Genomic DNA, 15915 nt, shown 5'->3' on the forward strand with positions numbered 1-15915 from the left:
AGTGTATCGCAAAAAACGCCCGCCGAGGCGGCGCGATACCGCAACGCAGGAGACAAGAGCAATGTTGCAAACACACTATGATTACATCGTCGTCGGTGCCGGTTCGGCCGGCTGCGTGCTGGCCAACCGCCTGTCGCACGACAGCGGCAACCAGGTGCTGCTGCTGGAAGCGGGCGGCAAGGACAACAATCCCTGGATACACGTGCCGGTCGGCTATTTCAAGACCATGCACGACCCGAACCTGGACTGGTGCTACCGCACGGAGGCGGACGCCGGCATCGCCGGACGCCAGCTGCAATGGCCGCGCGGCAAAGTGTTGGGCGGCTCCAGCTCGCTCAACGGCTTGCTGTACGTGCGGGGCCAGAAAGAGGATTACGACCGCTGGGCAGAGCTGGGCAATGCCGGCTGGAGCTATGCCGAGGTGCTGCCCTATTTCAAGAAATCGGAAGACCAGGAACGGGGCGCCAGCGATTACCACGGCGTGGGCGGTCCCTTGAAAGTGTCGGACCTGCGCCTGCGCCGTCCCATCGCCGAACATTTTATTGCGGGCGCCACGGAAAGCGGCATCCCCTTCAATGCCGATTACAACGGCGCCACGCAGGAAGGCGTCGGCTACTTCCAGCAGACGGCCAGCAAGGGCTTGCGCTGGAGCACTGCGAAAGCCTTCCTGCGTCCGGCCCGCAAGCGCGCCAACCTGCGCGTGGAAGTGCGCGCGCAGATCACGCGCGTGCTGTTCGAGGGCAAGCGCGCCGTCGGCATCGAGTACAGGCAGGATGGCCAGCTGCGCCAGGCGCGTGCCGGCGGCGAAGTGATTTTATGCGCGGGCGCCATCGGCTCGCCGCAGATCCTGCAATGCTCGGGCGTGGGCCCGCGCGCCCTGCTGGCGGACGTGGGCGTGCCGCTCGTGCACGACTTGCCCGGCGTGGGGCAGAACCTGCAAGACCACCTGCAAATCCGCCTGGTCTTCAAGACGCGCCTGAAAACCCTGAACGATGAAGTCAACAGCCTGTGGGGCAAGCTGTGGGTGGGCATGCAATATGTGTTTTCCCGCTCCGGCCCCCTCACGTTGGCAGCGAGCCAGGTGACGGTGTTTACCAGGTCCTCGCCCGAGGTGGAGCGGCCCGACATCCAGTTCCACATGCAGCCGCTAAGCGCCGACAAGCCGGGCGAAGGCGCGCATCCGTTTTCCGCCTTTACGTCGTCCGTGTGCCAGCTGCGCCCGCACAGCCGTGGCCACGTGTCGATCAAGTCCGCCGATCCCCTCGCTTATCCGGGCATCTACCCGAACTACCTGTCCGACCCGCGCGACCAGCGCACGGCGATCGCCGCCCTGCGCGTGGCCCGCAGGATCGCCGCCGCGCCGTCGCTGGCGCCGCACATCATTTCCGAGTTCGTGCCCGGCCCGCAGTTCGAGACGGACGCGGAATTGCTGGACGCGGCGCGGCGCTTCAGCCAGTCGATCTACCACCCGAGTGGCACCTGCAAGATGGGACATGACGCCATGGCGGTCGTCGACGACCGCCTGCGCGTGCACGGCTTGCAGGGCTTGCGCGTGGTCGACGCGTCGATCATGCCGGAAATCGTCTCGGGCAACACGAACGCGCCCACCATCATGATCGCCGAAAAAGCGGCCGACATGATCCTGGCGGACGCCGTGCGGCTGCCGCAGGCGGCCTGACCCACCCGTTCCATTCCCAGCAAGGAGGATGCCAACGGCGGACAGACCGGCCCGCCCCCAATGACTCGGCAAGCAGCCCAGCATCAAAAAACACATAATCGATATCGATTGGAGACTAGATATTATGGATAACAATCCGAACAATCCGAAAAAGGCCAAAGAGCTACGGAAAGTCGTGATGGCCAGCGTGATCGGCGCCACCATCGAGTGGTATGACTTTTTCTTATACGGCGTCGTCGCCGGCATCGTGTTCAGCAAGCTGTATTTCCCGGGCGGCGATCCGCTCGTTTCGACCATGCTGGCCTACGGCACCTTCGCCGTGGGCTTTTTGTCGCGCCCCATCGGCGGCGTGATCTTCGGCCACTTCGGCGACAAGATCGGCCGCAAGAGCATGCTGGTGATGACCCTGATGATCATGGGAATCTCCACCTTCCTGATCGGCGTACTGCCCACGTATGACCACATCGGCTACTGGGCGCCCGGCCTGCTGCTGTTCCTGCGCGTGCTGCAGGGCATCGGCCTCGGCGGCGAGTGGGGCGGCGCCGTGCTGATGGCGTATGAATATGCGCCGCCGAAGGAGCGCGGCTTCTATGCCAGCCTGCCGCAGATCGGCCTGGCCATCGGCCTGTGCCTCGCTTCCGGCGTGGTGGCGGTTCTGTCGTACAGCCTGACGGATGCGCAATTCCTGTCCTGGGGCTGGCGCGTGGCCTTCATCCTGTCGGCCGCCCTCGTCTTCATCGGCATGTGGATACGTTTGAACGTGATGGAAACGCCGGAATTCCAGGCCGTCAAGGAAAAGAACGCGGAGACGCAGATTCCGTTTTTCGACCTGCTGAAACGCTATCCGGGCAATGTCTTGAAGGGCATGGGCGCGCGCTATATCGATGGCGTGTTCTTCAATATCTTCGGCGTGTTTTCCATCACCTATCTGACCAATACCATCAAGATCGCCCGCACCGAAGCGCTGATGGGCGTGATGGCGTCCGCCGTCGTGATGTGCTTCTGCATCCCGTTCTTCGGCCGCCTGTCGGACCGCATCGGCCGCACCAAGGTGTTTTTCTGGGGTTCGCTGATCACGGGCGTGTCGTCCATCCCTGCCTTCTGGATCATGCTGAACCACGCCGACAATCCGCTGCTGCTGTGGTGTTCCGTGATCATTCCGCTGGGCGTGCTGTATTCGGCCGTGTACGGCCCGGAAGCGGCCCTGTTCTGCGACCTGTTCGATGCCAAGGTGCGCTACACGGGCATCTCCTTCGTCTACCAGTTCTCCGGCATCTTCGCCAGCGGCCTGACTCCCATCATCGCCACCTACCTGCTGAAAACGGGCAATGGCGAACCGTGGCACATCGTCGGCTACATCCTGTTCGCGTCCCTCGTCTCGGCCGTCAGCGTGGCCATGATCGGCAGGGGCGGCTCGCAGCCGGATGGGCGCATGAAGCCGGCGCACGCAAGGTAGGCGCAGGCACGTAAAAAAAGGCAGGCCTCTTGCGAGTGCCTGCCTTTTCTATGCGTGCGACAGCTTAGATGACGATGGTCTGGTGCTCGTCGCCGTTACGCGCACGGATGGTGCCGATGCGCGAGACGGTTTCGCCGGCAGCTTGCAGCTGGACGATGGCGGCGTCCGCGTTTTCCTGCGAGACGATGACGGTCATGCCGATGCCGCAGTTGAAGACGCGGTGCATTTCGGCGTCAGCCACGCCGCCGTGCTGTTGCAGCCACGTGAACAGCGGCGGCATGGTCCACGATTTCGAGTCCAGTTCGGCCACTAGGCCAGGCTGCAGCACGCGCGGGATGTTTTCCACCAGGCCGCCGCCGGTGATGTGCACCATGCCCTTGACTTCCATGGCGTCCATCAGCGCCAGCAATGGCTTGACGTAGATGCGCGTCGGTTGCATCAGCACGTCGGCCAGCTTGCGGCCGTGGAAGTCGCCTTCCAGGTCCGGTTTTGCCACTTCGATAATCTTGCGCACCAGCGAGTAACCGTTCGAGTGCACGCCCGACGAAGCCAGACCCAGCACCACGTCGCCCGGGGCGATCTTGGTGCCGTCGATGATTTTCGATTTTTCCACGGCGCCGACGGCAAAACCTGCCAAGTCGTATTCGCCGGCCGGGTACATGCTCGGCATTTCCGCCGTTTCGCCGCCGATCAGTGCGCAGCCCGCTTGTTCGCAACCCTGGGCGATGCCCTTGATGACGTCGGTGGCGATGGCCACGTCCAGCTTGCCGCAAGCGAAGTAGTCGAGGAAGAACAGCGGTTCGGCACCTTGCACCAGGATGTCGTTGACGCTCATGGCGACCAGGTCGATGCCGACCGTATCATGGCGGTTCAGTTCGAACGCCAGGCGCAATTTCGTGCCCACGCCGTCGGTGCCCGAGACGAGCACCGGTTCCTTGTACTTCTTGCTGATTTCAAACATGGCGCCAAAACCGCCCAGGCCGCCCATCACGCCTTCGCGCAGGGTGCGCTTGGCAAACGGCTTGATTGCTTCGACTAAAGCGTCGCCTGCGTCGATATCGACGCCAGCGTCACGGTAGGAAAGGGAAACATTAGAGGTCTGGTTCATGGTGTGGTGGCAGCGGAGGCGGTAAAATAGAAGGCGGATACCCGCCGGCACGCGCGCGCAAGCATGTTTTTCAACATCGTGCGGCAGGACGCCAGCGGGTGAATTCGGTCGATCAAGTCGCTATTTTATCAAACTGCCCCGTCATTTCGTAATTAACTGCCTTTTTTTAACGCAACAGTACAAACTCCATGCCATTCGCCATCACCGCCGAACAGAAGCAAACAGCATTTTGGATCGCGGTCTGGCTGGCATTCCTGCTGCTGCTCGTCAGCCTGGGCCCCATCCTGACGCCCTTCCTGGCCGCCGCCATCCTCGCCTACGTGCTCAATCCCGGCGTGGACCGATTGCAACGCCTGCATTACAAGCGCTTTTACCTGCCCCGTCCGCTGGCCGTGCTGGTCGTCGTAGTGTTGTTTTTCCTCGCCATTACGGCGCTGGTGCTGATCGTCGTGCCCGTGCTGCAGAAGGAAATTCCCTTGCTGCAGGCGCAGATTCCCCAATTTCTCAGCAAGGCCAACGAGTTCCTGGCGCCGAAACTGCGCGACCTGGGCATCCGCGTGCGCCTGGATGGCACGGGCATCAAACGCATGCTGAGCCAGCAGATGGCCACCAGCGGCGATGAAATCTGGAGCACGGTATTGGCCTCGGCCCGCATCGGCGGCACGGCCGTGCTGGGCTGGCTGGCCACCGTGGTGCTGATTCCCGTCGTGCTGTTTTACTTGTTGCTGGACTGGCATCCCATGCTGGCGCGCATCGCCGGCGCCGTGCCGCGCCGCTGGGTGGGCCGCACGGTAGGCATGGCGCAGGAAGTCGATACCCTGCTGGCGCAATACCTGCGCGGCCAGCTGCTCGTCATGCTGGTGCTGGCCACGTATTACTCGGCGGCGCTGGCCATCGCCGGTTTCGAAGTGGCATTGCCTGTGGGCATCATCACGGGCTTGCTGGTGTTCATCCCCTACCTGGGCTTCGGCCTGGGGCTGATGCTGGCGCTGATCGCTGCCCTGCTGCAGTTCGCCGACTGGAGCGGCGTGATCGCCGTGGCCGTCATCTACGGCTGCGGCCAGGTCATCGAAGGCTTTTTCCTCACGCCGCGCCTGGTGGGCGAGCGCATCGGCCTGAACCCGCTGGCCGTGATCTTCGCCTTATTGGCTTTCGGGCAACTGTTTGGTTTCGTCGGCGTACTGCTCGCTTTACCCGCTTCTGCCGTGTTGATGGTCGCTTTTAAGCATCTAAGACGCCACTACCTGTCCAGCACCTTCTATAATGCATAATAAAAGCGGATATCATATCAACCTGGCAATACCAATGATGCACAAGCAGTAATGAAAAACAGGACAAGGCGTACGCCATGAAACAACTGGTGCTCGATTTAGGCACAGACCAGGCGCACAGCCTCGATACCTTCGAGGTGGGACAGAATGCCGAAGTGGCGCAGCTGATGCGCCAGTTCGCCGCGCGCACTTCGCGCGAACATTTTGCCTACCTGTGGGGCGAACTGGCCGCCGGCAAGAGCCATCTGCTCAAGGCCCTGGCCAGCACCGAGCGCGCGCGCTACATTTCGCCATTCTCGATCGAGTCCGAATTCGTGTATTCGCCCGACGTCGACCTGTACCTGCTCGACGACTGCGAAAAGCTGTCGCCGCTGGCGCAGATCGATGCCTTTGCCCTGTTCAATGAAATCCGCGCCAACAAGGCCTTCATGGTGTGCAGCGGCGCCGTGCCGCCAGCCGTGCTGCCCGTGCGCGAAGACTTGCGCACACGCATGGGTTGGGGCTTGATCTATCAAATCCACGGCTTGACCGACGATGAAAAAATCGCCGCCCTGACCCAGGCGGCCACCACCCGCGGCTTGACCTTGTCGCCCGGCGTGTTACCCTATCTGCTGTCCCATTTCCGGCGCGACATGCGTTCGCTGTCGACGATGCTGGACTCTCTCGACCTCTACTCCCTTGAAACCCAACGCCCGATCACCTTGCCATTGTTGCGCGAGTTGCTGCAGGCGGAAGCGAAAGAATGATGAATCTGGCCCTGTTTGACCTCGACCACACCCTGCTGCCCATCGACTCGGATCACGAGTGGGGCGAATTCCTGGTACGCATCGGTGCCGTGGACGCCGCCGAATTCACCCGTCGCAACGACGAATTTTTCGCGCAATACCAGGCCGGTACGCTCGATCCGGTGGAATACCTGGAATTTTCGCTCGGCACCCTGGCGCAGTTTCCGCGCGAACGCCTGGAAGCGCTGCACAAGCAATTCATGGCCGAAGTGGTCATGCCGGCCATCCGCCCCGAAGTCGTAGCCTTGCTGAAACAGCACCAGGACGCGGGCGACCTGCTGGCCATCGTCACGGCCACCAACCATTTCATCACCAAACCCATCGCCGATGCGCTGGGCGTCGAACACCTGCTGGCCGCCATGCCCGAGTATGACGACAAAGGCAATGTCACGGGCAAGCTGGTGGGCACGCCGACCCTGGGCGCGGGCAAGCTGACCCACACCCATGCCTGGCTGGAAAAAATGGGCAAGGAACTGGGGCAGTTCGAGCGCAGCTATTTTTACAGCGATTCGCACAACGACATTCCCTTGCTGTCGGTCGTGACCCACCCTGTCGCGACCAATCCCAATACCGCTTTGAGCGCACACGCATCCCTCCACGGCTGGCCATCACTCCACTTATTCAATGATTAAAAAATTCATCCGCAAGATCCTCGGCGTTAAAAAAGAGGCAGCGCGCGACACCACGGCCCCCATCGTGCTCGGTCCTGCGCAACACGGAATCGACCCGAAACTGGTGTCGTCGAATGCCATCCGCGTCACCAGCAGCCTGCAGGAAGCGGGTTTTGAGGCCTTTGTCGTCGGCGGCGCCGTGCGCGACCTGCTGCTGGGCGTCAAACCCAAGGACTTCGACATCGCCACCAACGCCACGCCGGAACAGGTCAAGCGATTGTTCCGCCGCGCCTTCATCATCGGCAAGCGCTTCCAGATCGTACACGTGATGTTCGGCCAGGATTTGCTGGAAGTGACGACCTTCCGCGGCGCGGGCGCCGATTCCGCGCCCAAGGATGAACATGGCCGCGTCCTGCGCGACAATACCTTCGGCCTGCAGCACGAAGACGCGCTGCGCCGCGACTTCACCATCAACGCCATGTACTACAACCCGGCCACGCAGGAAGTGCTGGACTACCACGGCGGCGTGGAAGACATCCGCGCCAAGACCTTGCGCATGATCGGCAAGCCGGAAGAGCGCTACCGCGAAGACCCCGTGCGCATGCTGCGCGTGGTGCGCTTCGCCGCCAAGCTGAAATTCACCATCGAGCCGCATACGGCCGCGCCGATCCCCGTCATGGCGCCGCTGATCAACAATGTGCCCGCGCCGCGCGTGTTCGACGAGATGCTGAAACTGCTGATGAGCGGCCATGCGCTGGCCTGCCTGCAGCAGCTGCGCAAGGAAGGCTTGCATCACGGCTTGCTGCCGCTGCTCGACGTGGTGCTGGAGCAGCCGCTGGGCGCGAAATTCGTCACCCTGGCGCTGGACGCCACCGATGCCCGCATCGCCGCCGGCAAGACCGTCTCGCCAGGCTTCCTGTTTGCCTCGCTGCTGTGGCACCAGGTGCTGGAAAAATGGACGGCCTACCGCGCCGCCGGCGAATCGACGATCCCCGCGCTGCACCTGGCGGCCGACGACGTGCTCGATTCGCAAACGGAAAAACTGGCCTTGCAGCGCAAGATCGGCTCCGACATGCGCGACATCTGGTCGATGCAGCCGCGCTTCGAGCGCCGCGTCGGCAAGGCGCCGTATAAATTGCTGGAGCACCTGCGCTTCCGCGCCGGCTACGACTTCCTGCTGCTGCGCTGCGCCTCGGGCGAGATCGACATGGACATCGGCGAATGGTGGACGGCCTTCTACGAAGGCGACGAGGAAACGCGCGAAGCGCTGCTCGTCAGCGCCAATGCCGCGCCGGGCGCCGTCAAGAAGAAGCGTCCGCCACGCCGCAGCACGCGCAGCAAGACGGGCACCGGCGGCTCGACCAGCGGCAGCACCAGCGGCGAGTAAACGCAGCCATGCAGACAGCAACGGCAGTTATCGCTTATATCGGCATCGGGGCGAACCTGGGCGACGCGCGCGCCAACGTGCAGGATGCGCTTGCGCGCCTGGCGCGCCTGCCCGGCGCCAGCTTGCTGGACGCCTCGGCCAGCTACCGCACGGCGCCCATCGATTCGAGCGGCGACGACTACATCAACGCCGTGGCGCGCATCAGCACCACCGTGCCGGCAGAGGAACTGCTGCTGGCCCTGCACGCCATCGAAGCGGCGCACGGGCGCGAACGGCCCTACCGCAACGCCCCGCGCACGCTGGACCTGGACTTGCTGCTGTACGGCGACGAGCAGATCGCCAGCGCCACCCTGACGGTGCCGCATCCGCGCCTCACCGAGCGCGCCTTCGTGCTGGTGCCGCTGCTGGCCCTGGCGCCAGCCATCGCCGTGCCCGGCCTGGGGCCGGCGCAGGACTACCTGGCAAGCGTGGCCGACCAGGCCATCAGCCAGCTCTGACCCCGCCTCTGCGCCATCTCGCTCCCATCCTCTACAATGCCGCTCCTGCAGCGCGCCGCATAAAGTACTACACTAGCGGCGTCGCAATCGCATCACCCCCTTTCACTCTAGAGAATACCTATGTCCGCTTATTTGCAAGGAACAGATCTGGCAGCCAAAGACAAGGCCGCCGCACCGGCACCGGCGCCATCCAAGCCTGTCGCCAACAAGGCCGTGACCATCCATACGCTGGCCACGCTGCGCGCCGCCGGCGAGAAGATCACCATGCTGACCTGCTATGACGCCAGCTTCGCGTCCCTGATGGACCGCTGCGGCGTGGAAATCCTGCTGATCGGCGATTCGCTCGGCATGGTCTGCAATGGCCACAGCTCCACCCTGCCCGTCACCGTGGCCGAACTGGCCTACCACACGGCATCCGTGGCGCGCGGCAGCAAGTCGGCCATGATCCTCGCCGACCTGCCGTTCGGCGCCTATGGCACGCCCGAGACAGCCTATGCCAACGCCGTCATCCTGATGCAGGCTGGCGCGCACATGATCAAGATCGAGGGCGGCGCCTGGCTGGCCGAGATCGTCCGTTTCCTCACCGAGCGCGGCATCCCCGTCTGCGCCCACATCGGCCTGACGCCGCAATTCGTGCACCAACTGGGCGGCTATAAAGTGCAGGGCAAGAGCACGGAAAGCGCCACGGAGCTGAAGAACGACGCGCTGACGCTGCAAAACGCGGGCGCCGCCATCGTGCTGATGGAAGCGATGCCGTCGCAACTGGGCAAGGAAGTGACCGAGATGCTGACGATCCCCACGATCGGCATCGGCGCCGGTCCCGATTGCTCGGGCCAGGTCCTCGTCATGCACGACATGCTGGGCGTCTTCCCAGGCCGCAAGGCACGCTTCGTGCGCAACTTCATGGAAGGCGCGGCCAGCATCGACGACGCCGTCATCGGCTATGTCAAAGCCGTCAAGAATGGCAGCTTCCCGGCGCTGGAACACTGCTTCTGATGTCATTCCGCCTGTCGGCCTGCGCGCTGCGCGCCAGGCCGACAGCGCTTCGCTTTACCCCACCTGTATCCACGTCGTCTTCAACTCCGTGTACTTGTCCAGCGCGTGCAATGATTTGTCGCGCCCGTTGCCCGACTGCTTGTAGCCGCCGAACGGCACGGTGATATCGTCGCCGTCGTACTGGTTGACGTGCACGGTGCCCGCGCGCAGGGCGCGCGCCGTCTGGATGGCCTTGGTGATGTCCGACGTCCACACGGCCGCCTGCAAGCCGTACGGCGTGGCGTTGGCCTGTTTCACCGCCTCGGCAATATCCGTAAAGCCCAGCACGGACAAGACGGGCCCGAATATCTCTTCGCGCGCGATCGTCATGCCGGCGTCCACGCCGAAGACGGTGGGCTGCACATAGTAGCCCCCCGTATCAAGGCGCACGGCCTCGCCGCCGCCCAGCAGCTGCGCGCCTTCCTGCTTGCCGGAAGCGATATAGTCCATCACGGTCTTCATCTGCGTGGCGTCGACGATGGCCCCCATGACGGTGGCTTCATCGAGCGGGTCGCCCGGCTGAAAACGGGGCAGCATGGCCAATGCCTTGGCCATGAATTCGTCCTTGATCGATTCTTCCACGAACAAACGCGAGGGCGCATTGCAGCTTTCGCCCTGGTTGAAAAAGATGGAGCCGACGGCGGCCGCCACGGCCTTGTCCAGGTCAGGACAATCGGCGCAAACGATGTTGGCGGACTTGCCGCCCAGTTCCGTCCACGCCCGTTTCAGATTCGACTGGCCCGCCATCTGCACGATTAATTTTCCCGTGCGCGTGGAACCCGTAAAACCGATGCAATCGACATCCACGTGCAGTGCCAGCGCGGCGCCCGCCTCGTGGCCATAGCCGGGCAGCACATTGAAGACGCCTGCCGGCACGCCGGCTTCGAGCGCGATGTCGGCCAGGCGCAGGGCCGTCAGCGGCGATTTTTCGGATGGTTTCAAGATCACGCTGTTGCCGGCGGCGAGGGCGGGCGCGATCTTCCAGGCCGCCATGATCATCGGGTAATTCCACGGCACGATGGCGGCGACGACACCCACCGGTTCGCGCGTGATCAGGGCCAGACTGTTGGCAGGGGTGGGGGCGATTTCATCGTAGACCTTGTCGATCGCCTCGCCATACCAGCGCAGGCAGTTGGCCGTGGCGCCCACGTCCACGCTCTGGCTGTATTTGATCGGTTTACCCATGTCCAGGGTTTCCAGCAGGGCCAGCTCGGGACTGTATTTTTGCACCAGGTCGGCGAACTTGATCAGCACGCGCTTGCGCTGCGCGGGCGATTTTCCTGCCCAGCGGCGGTCGTCAAAGGCGGCACGCGCGGCCTGCACGGCCGTATCCACGTCCGCGCCATCGCAGCGCGCCACCTGCCCCAGCAAACGCCCATCGATAGGCGACAGATTGTCGAAGGTCTGGCCGGACCTGGCCACGACCCGCTCGCCATTGATGAAGGCGCGTCCATCGATCTTGATCTCTGCGGCACGTGCGTGCCAGCTGGTGTTTTCCGTCATGGTCGTCTCCTGCAAGATGAAAACGCCAGCTTACTCCTAGTCCGCCAAATACGCCGCAGACAGTTGCTTGCGGCGGCGTCGGTCGGCGCGCGCCAGCATCACGGCATACGCGATCACGGCAAGTGTCACGACGAGGATGGTCAGCGCGGCGATGGCGTTCACGCGCGGATCGAGTCCCAGGCGCGCGCGCGAGAAGATCACCAGCGGCATCGTCGTCGAGCCGGGGCCGGACAAAAAGGCCGACAGCACCACGTCATCGAGCGACAGGGTAAACGTCAGCAGCCAGGCCGATGCCAGGGCTTGCGTGATGTTCGGCAGGGTCACGAGGAAGAACACCTGGTGCGCGCGGCAGCCCAGGTCCATGGCCGCCTCGGCCAGCGACTTGCTCATTTCCTGCAGGCGCGACTGCACCACCACGGCCGCATACGCCATGCCCAGCAGGGTGTGCCCCAGCCAGATGGTCAGCACGCCCCGCTCGGGGAAACCGAAGACCTTTTGCATGGACACCAGCATCAGCAGCAGGGATAAACCGATGATCACTTCCGGCATCACCAGCGGCGCGCTGACCATGGACGAGAACAAGGTGCGGCCACGGAAGCGCTGGTAGCTGGTCAAGGCGAAGGCGGCGAACGTGCCGAGGATGACGGAAGATGTCGCCGACATGAAGGCGATCTTCAAGGACAAACCGAAACCCGCGATGATTTCCGTGTCGCTCATCAGCTCCTGGTACCAGCGCAGCGAGAAGCCGCTCCACACCATGTCCTGGCGCGAACTGTTGAACGAAAAGACGATCAGCACGATGATGGGCAAGTACAGGAACAAATAGCCGAGCGAGAGCCAGCCGCGCCCGAACCAGCGCTGCAGGAAATTACGTCCGTTCATGTGCGCTCCTCCGCGTCCTGGTCCGTCTTGTATTTGTTAAAAATGGCCATCGGCACGAGGATCAGCAGGATCACCAGCACCGTTACCGATGAAGCCATGGCCCAGTCGTTATTGGTGAAGTACTCATCCCACAGCACCCTGCCGATCATCAGGGTTTCCGGGCCGCCCAGCAGCTCGGGAATCACGTATTCGCCCACGGACGGAATGAACACCAGCATGGCGCCGGCGATGATGCCCGACTTCGACAGCGGCACCGTGATGCGCCAGAACGCCTGCAATGGCGTGGCTCCCAGGTCGGCCGCCGCTTCCAGGTAGCGCATGTCCATTTTCACCAGATTGGCGTACAGGGGCAAAATCATGAAGGGCAGATAGGCGTACACCATGCCGACCACCAGGGAAAACGAGGTGTTCATCATGTGCAGCGGTTCGCTCACCACGCCCAGCGCGATCAGCAGGTCGTTGAGCAAGCCGTGATTGGCCAGGATGCCCTTCCACGCATACACGCGCAGCAGGAAGGAAGTCCAGAACGGCAGCATCACCAGCATCATCAGCACGGGGCGGATCGACGGTTTGGCGCGCGCCATGAAGTAGGCGAACGGGTAGCCGATAAACAGGCAGATGGCCGTGGTAATGGCCGCGTACTTGATGGAGCTGAGGTAGGTGAGCAGGTACAGTTCATCGGCGGCGATGAACAGGTAGTTGGCGATTTTCACCTTCAGCACGACGATGCCGTCGACATACGACAGCAAGCCGCCGAACGGGCTGCCCGCCGTGTCCATGTCGGACAGGCTGATACGCAGCACGATCAGGAAAGGCACGAGGAAGGCTGCCGCCAGGAACAGCGACGGCACGGCGATGACGACGTTGCGGCCCGCATTTTTCCCCGTTATCCAGCGCAGGGTGACGAGATTGCGCAGCAATTGCAAAATAGGCGTCATGATGGCCTCAGCTGGTCAGCACGACGATGTCGGCGCCATCCCACCATACCCACACGCGCTGCTCGCGCTCGAGGCGTGCGGCCTCGTGGCGGGCCGCGTTGGTGCGCGAGACTTTCACCACCGTGCCGCTGTCGAGGCGCACGTGGTAACTGGTTTCATTGCCAAAGTACGCCATGGCGACGATCACGCCTTGGGCACAGTTGTAGCCATGCTCCGCCGGCGACGCGCGCTCCTCCATGGCGGGAGGCTCGATCTGGATGCCGATTTTTTCGGGGCGCACGGCCACCGAGACATCCATGCCCAGGTTGCCCGTGATGCCATGCGCGACATACTGGCGGCCGTCGGGCGTATCGATGATCACGTGATCCGGTTCGTCTTCCGTGATGCGGCCATCGAACAGGTTCACGCTGCCGATGAAGTCGGCCACGAAACGGCAGTTCGGCGTTTCGTAGATTTCGCCGGGCGCGCCCACCTGCAGGATGCGCCCTTCGCTCATGACGGCGATGCGCGTCGCCATGCTCATGGCCTCGTCCTGGTCGTGCGTGACCATCACGCAGGTGACGCCCACCTGCTCGATGATGTTCACCAGTTCCATCTGCGTGCGTTCGCGCAGTTTTTTATCCAGCGCGCCCAACGGCTCGTCGAGCAGCAGCAATTGCGGCCGCTTGGCCAGGCTGCGCGCCAGCGCCACACGCTGCTGCTGGCCGCCCGACAGCTGGTGCGGCTTGCGCTTCGCGTATTGGTCCAACTGCACCAGCGCCAGCATCTGTTCGACGCGCGCCGCCACTTCCGCTTTCGGCAAGCCGTCGCGGCGCAGGCCGAAGGCGATGTTGTCCCACACGGACAAATGGGGGAACAGCGCATACGACTGGAACATCATGTTGATGGGACGCTGGTGCGGCGGCATGTCGACGATGCTGTTGCCCGCCAGGGCGATGCGGCCCGACGTCGGCGTCTCGAAGCCGGCCAGCATGCGCAGCAGGGTCGACTTGCCGCAACCTGAACTGCCCAGCAGGGCGAAGATCTCGCCCTTGTTGATCGTCACGGAAATGTCATTGACGGCGCGCACGCCATCGAATTCCTTGACCAGTTGATCAATCAGCAAAAAAGGCGCTGGGGCGTCGCTGGCCGACGCGGCTGGTGTTGCTATCGTCATTGTGGGTAGCTTCTGGGTAAGAGGGTGTCAAAATGAAAAACTGGCCGCTACAAAGAGCGGCCAGGATGGAAGTTTAGCGGAACTGCCGCGATTCTGGTCCAAAAAATGCGCAGATGGCGGCAAAATGGGGCAAAAACCTACACCCAGCCCTTTGCTTTCACGTCCGCATAGGTCTTGTCGAGGCACACCCGTATCAAGCCCACCATCTCGTCGATCTGCGCGCGCGTCATGACCAGGGGCGGCGCGACGATCATGCGCTCGCCCACGGCGCGCATGATGACGCCGTTGTCGAACATATGGCCGCGGCAGATCATGCCCACGCCCTGGCCCTCGTCGAACAGCTCGTTGTCGTGCACGGTGGCGCCCTTTTTACGCACCAGGTTCAGGCCCGCGACGAGGCCGCAGCTGTCCGCATAACCGACCAGCGGGTGTTCGCCCAGGCTGGCGAAGCACTGTTTCAGGTACGGCCCCGTATCCTCGGCCACCTTGGCCACCAGTTGCTCTTCCTCGATGATACGGATATTTTCCAGCGCGGCCGCGCAGGCCACGGGGTGGCCGGAATACGTGAAACCGTGCGTGAATTCGCCGCCCTGCTCGATCAGCACCTTGGCGACCCTGTCGCCCACCAGCACGCCGCCCAGCGGCACGTAGCCCGAGGTGACACCCTTGGCAAAGGTGATCAGGTCGGGCTTGATGCCGAACAGTTCGGAGCCGAACCAGCGCCCCAGGCGGCCGAATCCGCAGATGACTTCATCGGCGATGAGCAAAATGCCGTACTTGTCGCAGATACGCTGAATCTCGGGCCAGTAGGTCGATGGCGGGATGATGACGCCGCCGGCGCCCTGTACCGGTTCGCCGATGAAGGCGGCCACCTTGTCGACGCCGATTTCCAGGATTTTGTCTTCCAGCCAGCCAGCCGCCTTGATACCGAATTCCTCGGGACTCAAGCCGCGACCCGATTCCAGGTAATTGGGCTGGCCGATGTGCGCGATGCCGGGTATCGGCATACCGCCCTGCGCATGCATGCCATCCATGCCGCCCAGCGACGCTCCCGCCACCGTGCTGCCGTGATACGCGTTATGGCGGCTGATGATAGTGTGGCGCTCCTTGTAACCGAGGATATCCCAGTAGCGGCGCACCATGCGCAAATTCGTGTCGTTGCCCTCGGAGCCGGAGCTGGTGAAGAACACGTGGCCGAACTGCGGCGGCGATATCTGCGCCAGCTTGGCCGCCAGCTGCGCGGCCGGCACGTTCGTCGTGCCAAAGAAGCTGTTATAGAAGGGCAGCGTCTCCATTTGCCGGTACACGGCTTGCGAGATCGACGTGCGGCCATAACCCACGTTCACGCACCACAGGCCCGACATGCCATCGACGATTTTCTTGCCCTGGCTATCCCACAGGTAGACACCGTCGCCGCGCACGATCACGCGCGCCCCCTTGCTGGCGAGGTCCTGGAAATCGGTGAACGGGTGCAGGTAGTGGGCCGAGTCCATCTGCTGGATGGCGGCCGTGTCGTACACCTGCGGCGCCGCGTTTTTCTGCGCCACGGAGGATACAAAAGCGGCGCTCGGCGCCAGCGGATGGTTGGTTGTGCTCATTGCGATCCTT

At 63.0% G+C, this 15915-nt stretch carries 14 protein-coding genes; 8 read left to right on the top strand and 6 right to left on the bottom strand.

Annotated elements, in window-relative coordinates; genetic code table 11:
• Positions 1-61: 61 nt before the first annotated feature.
• The gene (locus tag O3300_RS22265; RefSeq protein ID WP_305054144.1) at positions 62-1678 is read left to right on the top strand and encodes a GMC family oxidoreductase; all 1617 of its coding nucleotides are present in this window, start codon (positions 62-64) and stop codon (positions 1676-1678) included.
• A 124-nt stretch (positions 1679-1802) separates the two neighbouring features.
• Positions 1803-3134 (top strand): MFS transporter, encoded by a 1332-nt coding sequence (locus O3300_RS22270; protein ID WP_305054145.1) that lies wholly within the window; start codon positions 1803-1805, stop codon positions 3132-3134.
• Positions 3135-3198: 64 nt separating this feature from the next.
• Here the strand turns inward: O3300_RS22270 and purM are convergent, their stop codons facing one another.
• Positions 3199-4242 (bottom strand): phosphoribosylformylglycinamidine cyclo-ligase, encoded by a 1044-nt coding sequence (gene purM, locus O3300_RS22275; protein ID WP_305054146.1) that lies wholly within the window; start codon positions 4240-4242, stop codon positions 3199-3201.
• A 188-nt stretch (positions 4243-4430) separates the two neighbouring features.
• Here purM and O3300_RS22280 point away from each other — a divergent pair, with 188 nt between their 5' ends.
• From O3300_RS22280 to panB, 6 genes are all read left to right on the top strand, one after another.
• Positions 4431-5513 carry an AI-2E family transporter gene (locus tag O3300_RS22280; protein WP_305054147.1) on the top strand — a complete coding sequence of 361 codons (1083 nt, stop codon included), beginning with the start codon at positions 4431-4433 and terminating at the stop codon, positions 5511-5513.
• A gap of 77 nt (positions 5514-5590) precedes the next feature.
• Positions 5591-6259: a DnaA regulatory inactivator Hda gene (gene hda / locus O3300_RS22285; RefSeq protein WP_058048421.1), complete on the top strand. Its 669-nt coding sequence runs from the start codon at positions 5591-5593 to the stop codon at positions 6257-6259.
• A complete protein-coding gene (locus O3300_RS22290; protein ID WP_099668341.1) occupies positions 6259-6930 on the top strand; it encodes an HAD family phosphatase in 672 nt (223 codons plus the stop codon). The genes hda and O3300_RS22290 overlap by 1 nt, the downstream gene beginning before the upstream one ends.
• A complete protein-coding gene (gene pcnB / locus O3300_RS22295; protein WP_289900135.1) occupies positions 6923-8296 on the top strand; it encodes a polynucleotide adenylyltransferase PcnB in 1374 nt (457 codons plus the stop codon). Before O3300_RS22290 ends, pcnB begins: the two co-directional genes overlap by 8 nt.
• A gap of 8 nt (positions 8297-8304) precedes the next feature.
• Positions 8305-8793: a 2-amino-4-hydroxy-6-hydroxymethyldihydropteridine diphosphokinase gene (gene folK, locus O3300_RS22300; protein WP_099666346.1), complete on the top strand. Its 489-nt coding sequence runs from the start codon at positions 8305-8307 to the stop codon at positions 8791-8793.
• Positions 8794-8913: 120 nt separating this feature from the next.
• On the top strand, positions 8914-9789 hold the full coding sequence (gene panB / locus O3300_RS22305; RefSeq protein ID WP_305054148.1) for a 3-methyl-2-oxobutanoate hydroxymethyltransferase: 876 nt from the start codon (positions 8914-8916) through the stop codon (positions 9787-9789).
• A 54-nt stretch (positions 9790-9843) separates the two neighbouring features.
• Here the strand turns inward: panB and O3300_RS22310 are convergent, their stop codons facing one another.
• The 5 genes from O3300_RS22310 to O3300_RS22330 form a co-directional block, all read right to left on the bottom strand.
• Entirely contained in the window at positions 9844-11331 is a 1488-nt protein-coding gene (locus O3300_RS22310; RefSeq protein ID WP_305054149.1) for an aldehyde dehydrogenase, read from the bottom strand.
• A 36-nt stretch (positions 11332-11367) separates the two neighbouring features.
• The gene (locus O3300_RS22315; RefSeq protein WP_289900133.1) at positions 11368-12213 is read right to left on the bottom strand and encodes an ABC transporter permease; all 846 of its coding nucleotides are present in this window, start codon (positions 12211-12213) and stop codon (positions 11368-11370) included.
• Positions 12210-13151: an ABC transporter permease subunit gene (locus O3300_RS22320; RefSeq protein ID WP_251350108.1), complete on the bottom strand. Its 942-nt coding sequence runs from the start codon at positions 13149-13151 to the stop codon at positions 12210-12212. Before O3300_RS22320 ends, O3300_RS22315 begins: the two co-directional genes overlap by 4 nt.
• A gap of 7 nt (positions 13152-13158) precedes the next feature.
• Complete coding sequence (locus O3300_RS22325) at positions 13159-14307, bottom strand: ABC transporter ATP-binding protein (RefSeq protein WP_305054150.1); 1149 nt, start codon at positions 14305-14307, stop codon at positions 13159-13161.
• 137 nt (positions 14308-14444) lie between these two features.
• Complete coding sequence (locus O3300_RS22330; protein WP_305054151.1) at positions 14445-15905, bottom strand: aspartate aminotransferase family protein; 1461 nt, start codon at positions 15903-15905, stop codon at positions 14445-14447.
• Positions 15906-15915 lie beyond the last annotated feature (10 nt).

This window comes from Janthinobacterium sp. SUN206 (assembly GCF_030587305.1).
Classification (GTDB): Bacteria; Pseudomonadota; Gammaproteobacteria; order Burkholderiales; family Burkholderiaceae_D; genus Janthinobacterium; species Janthinobacterium kumbetense.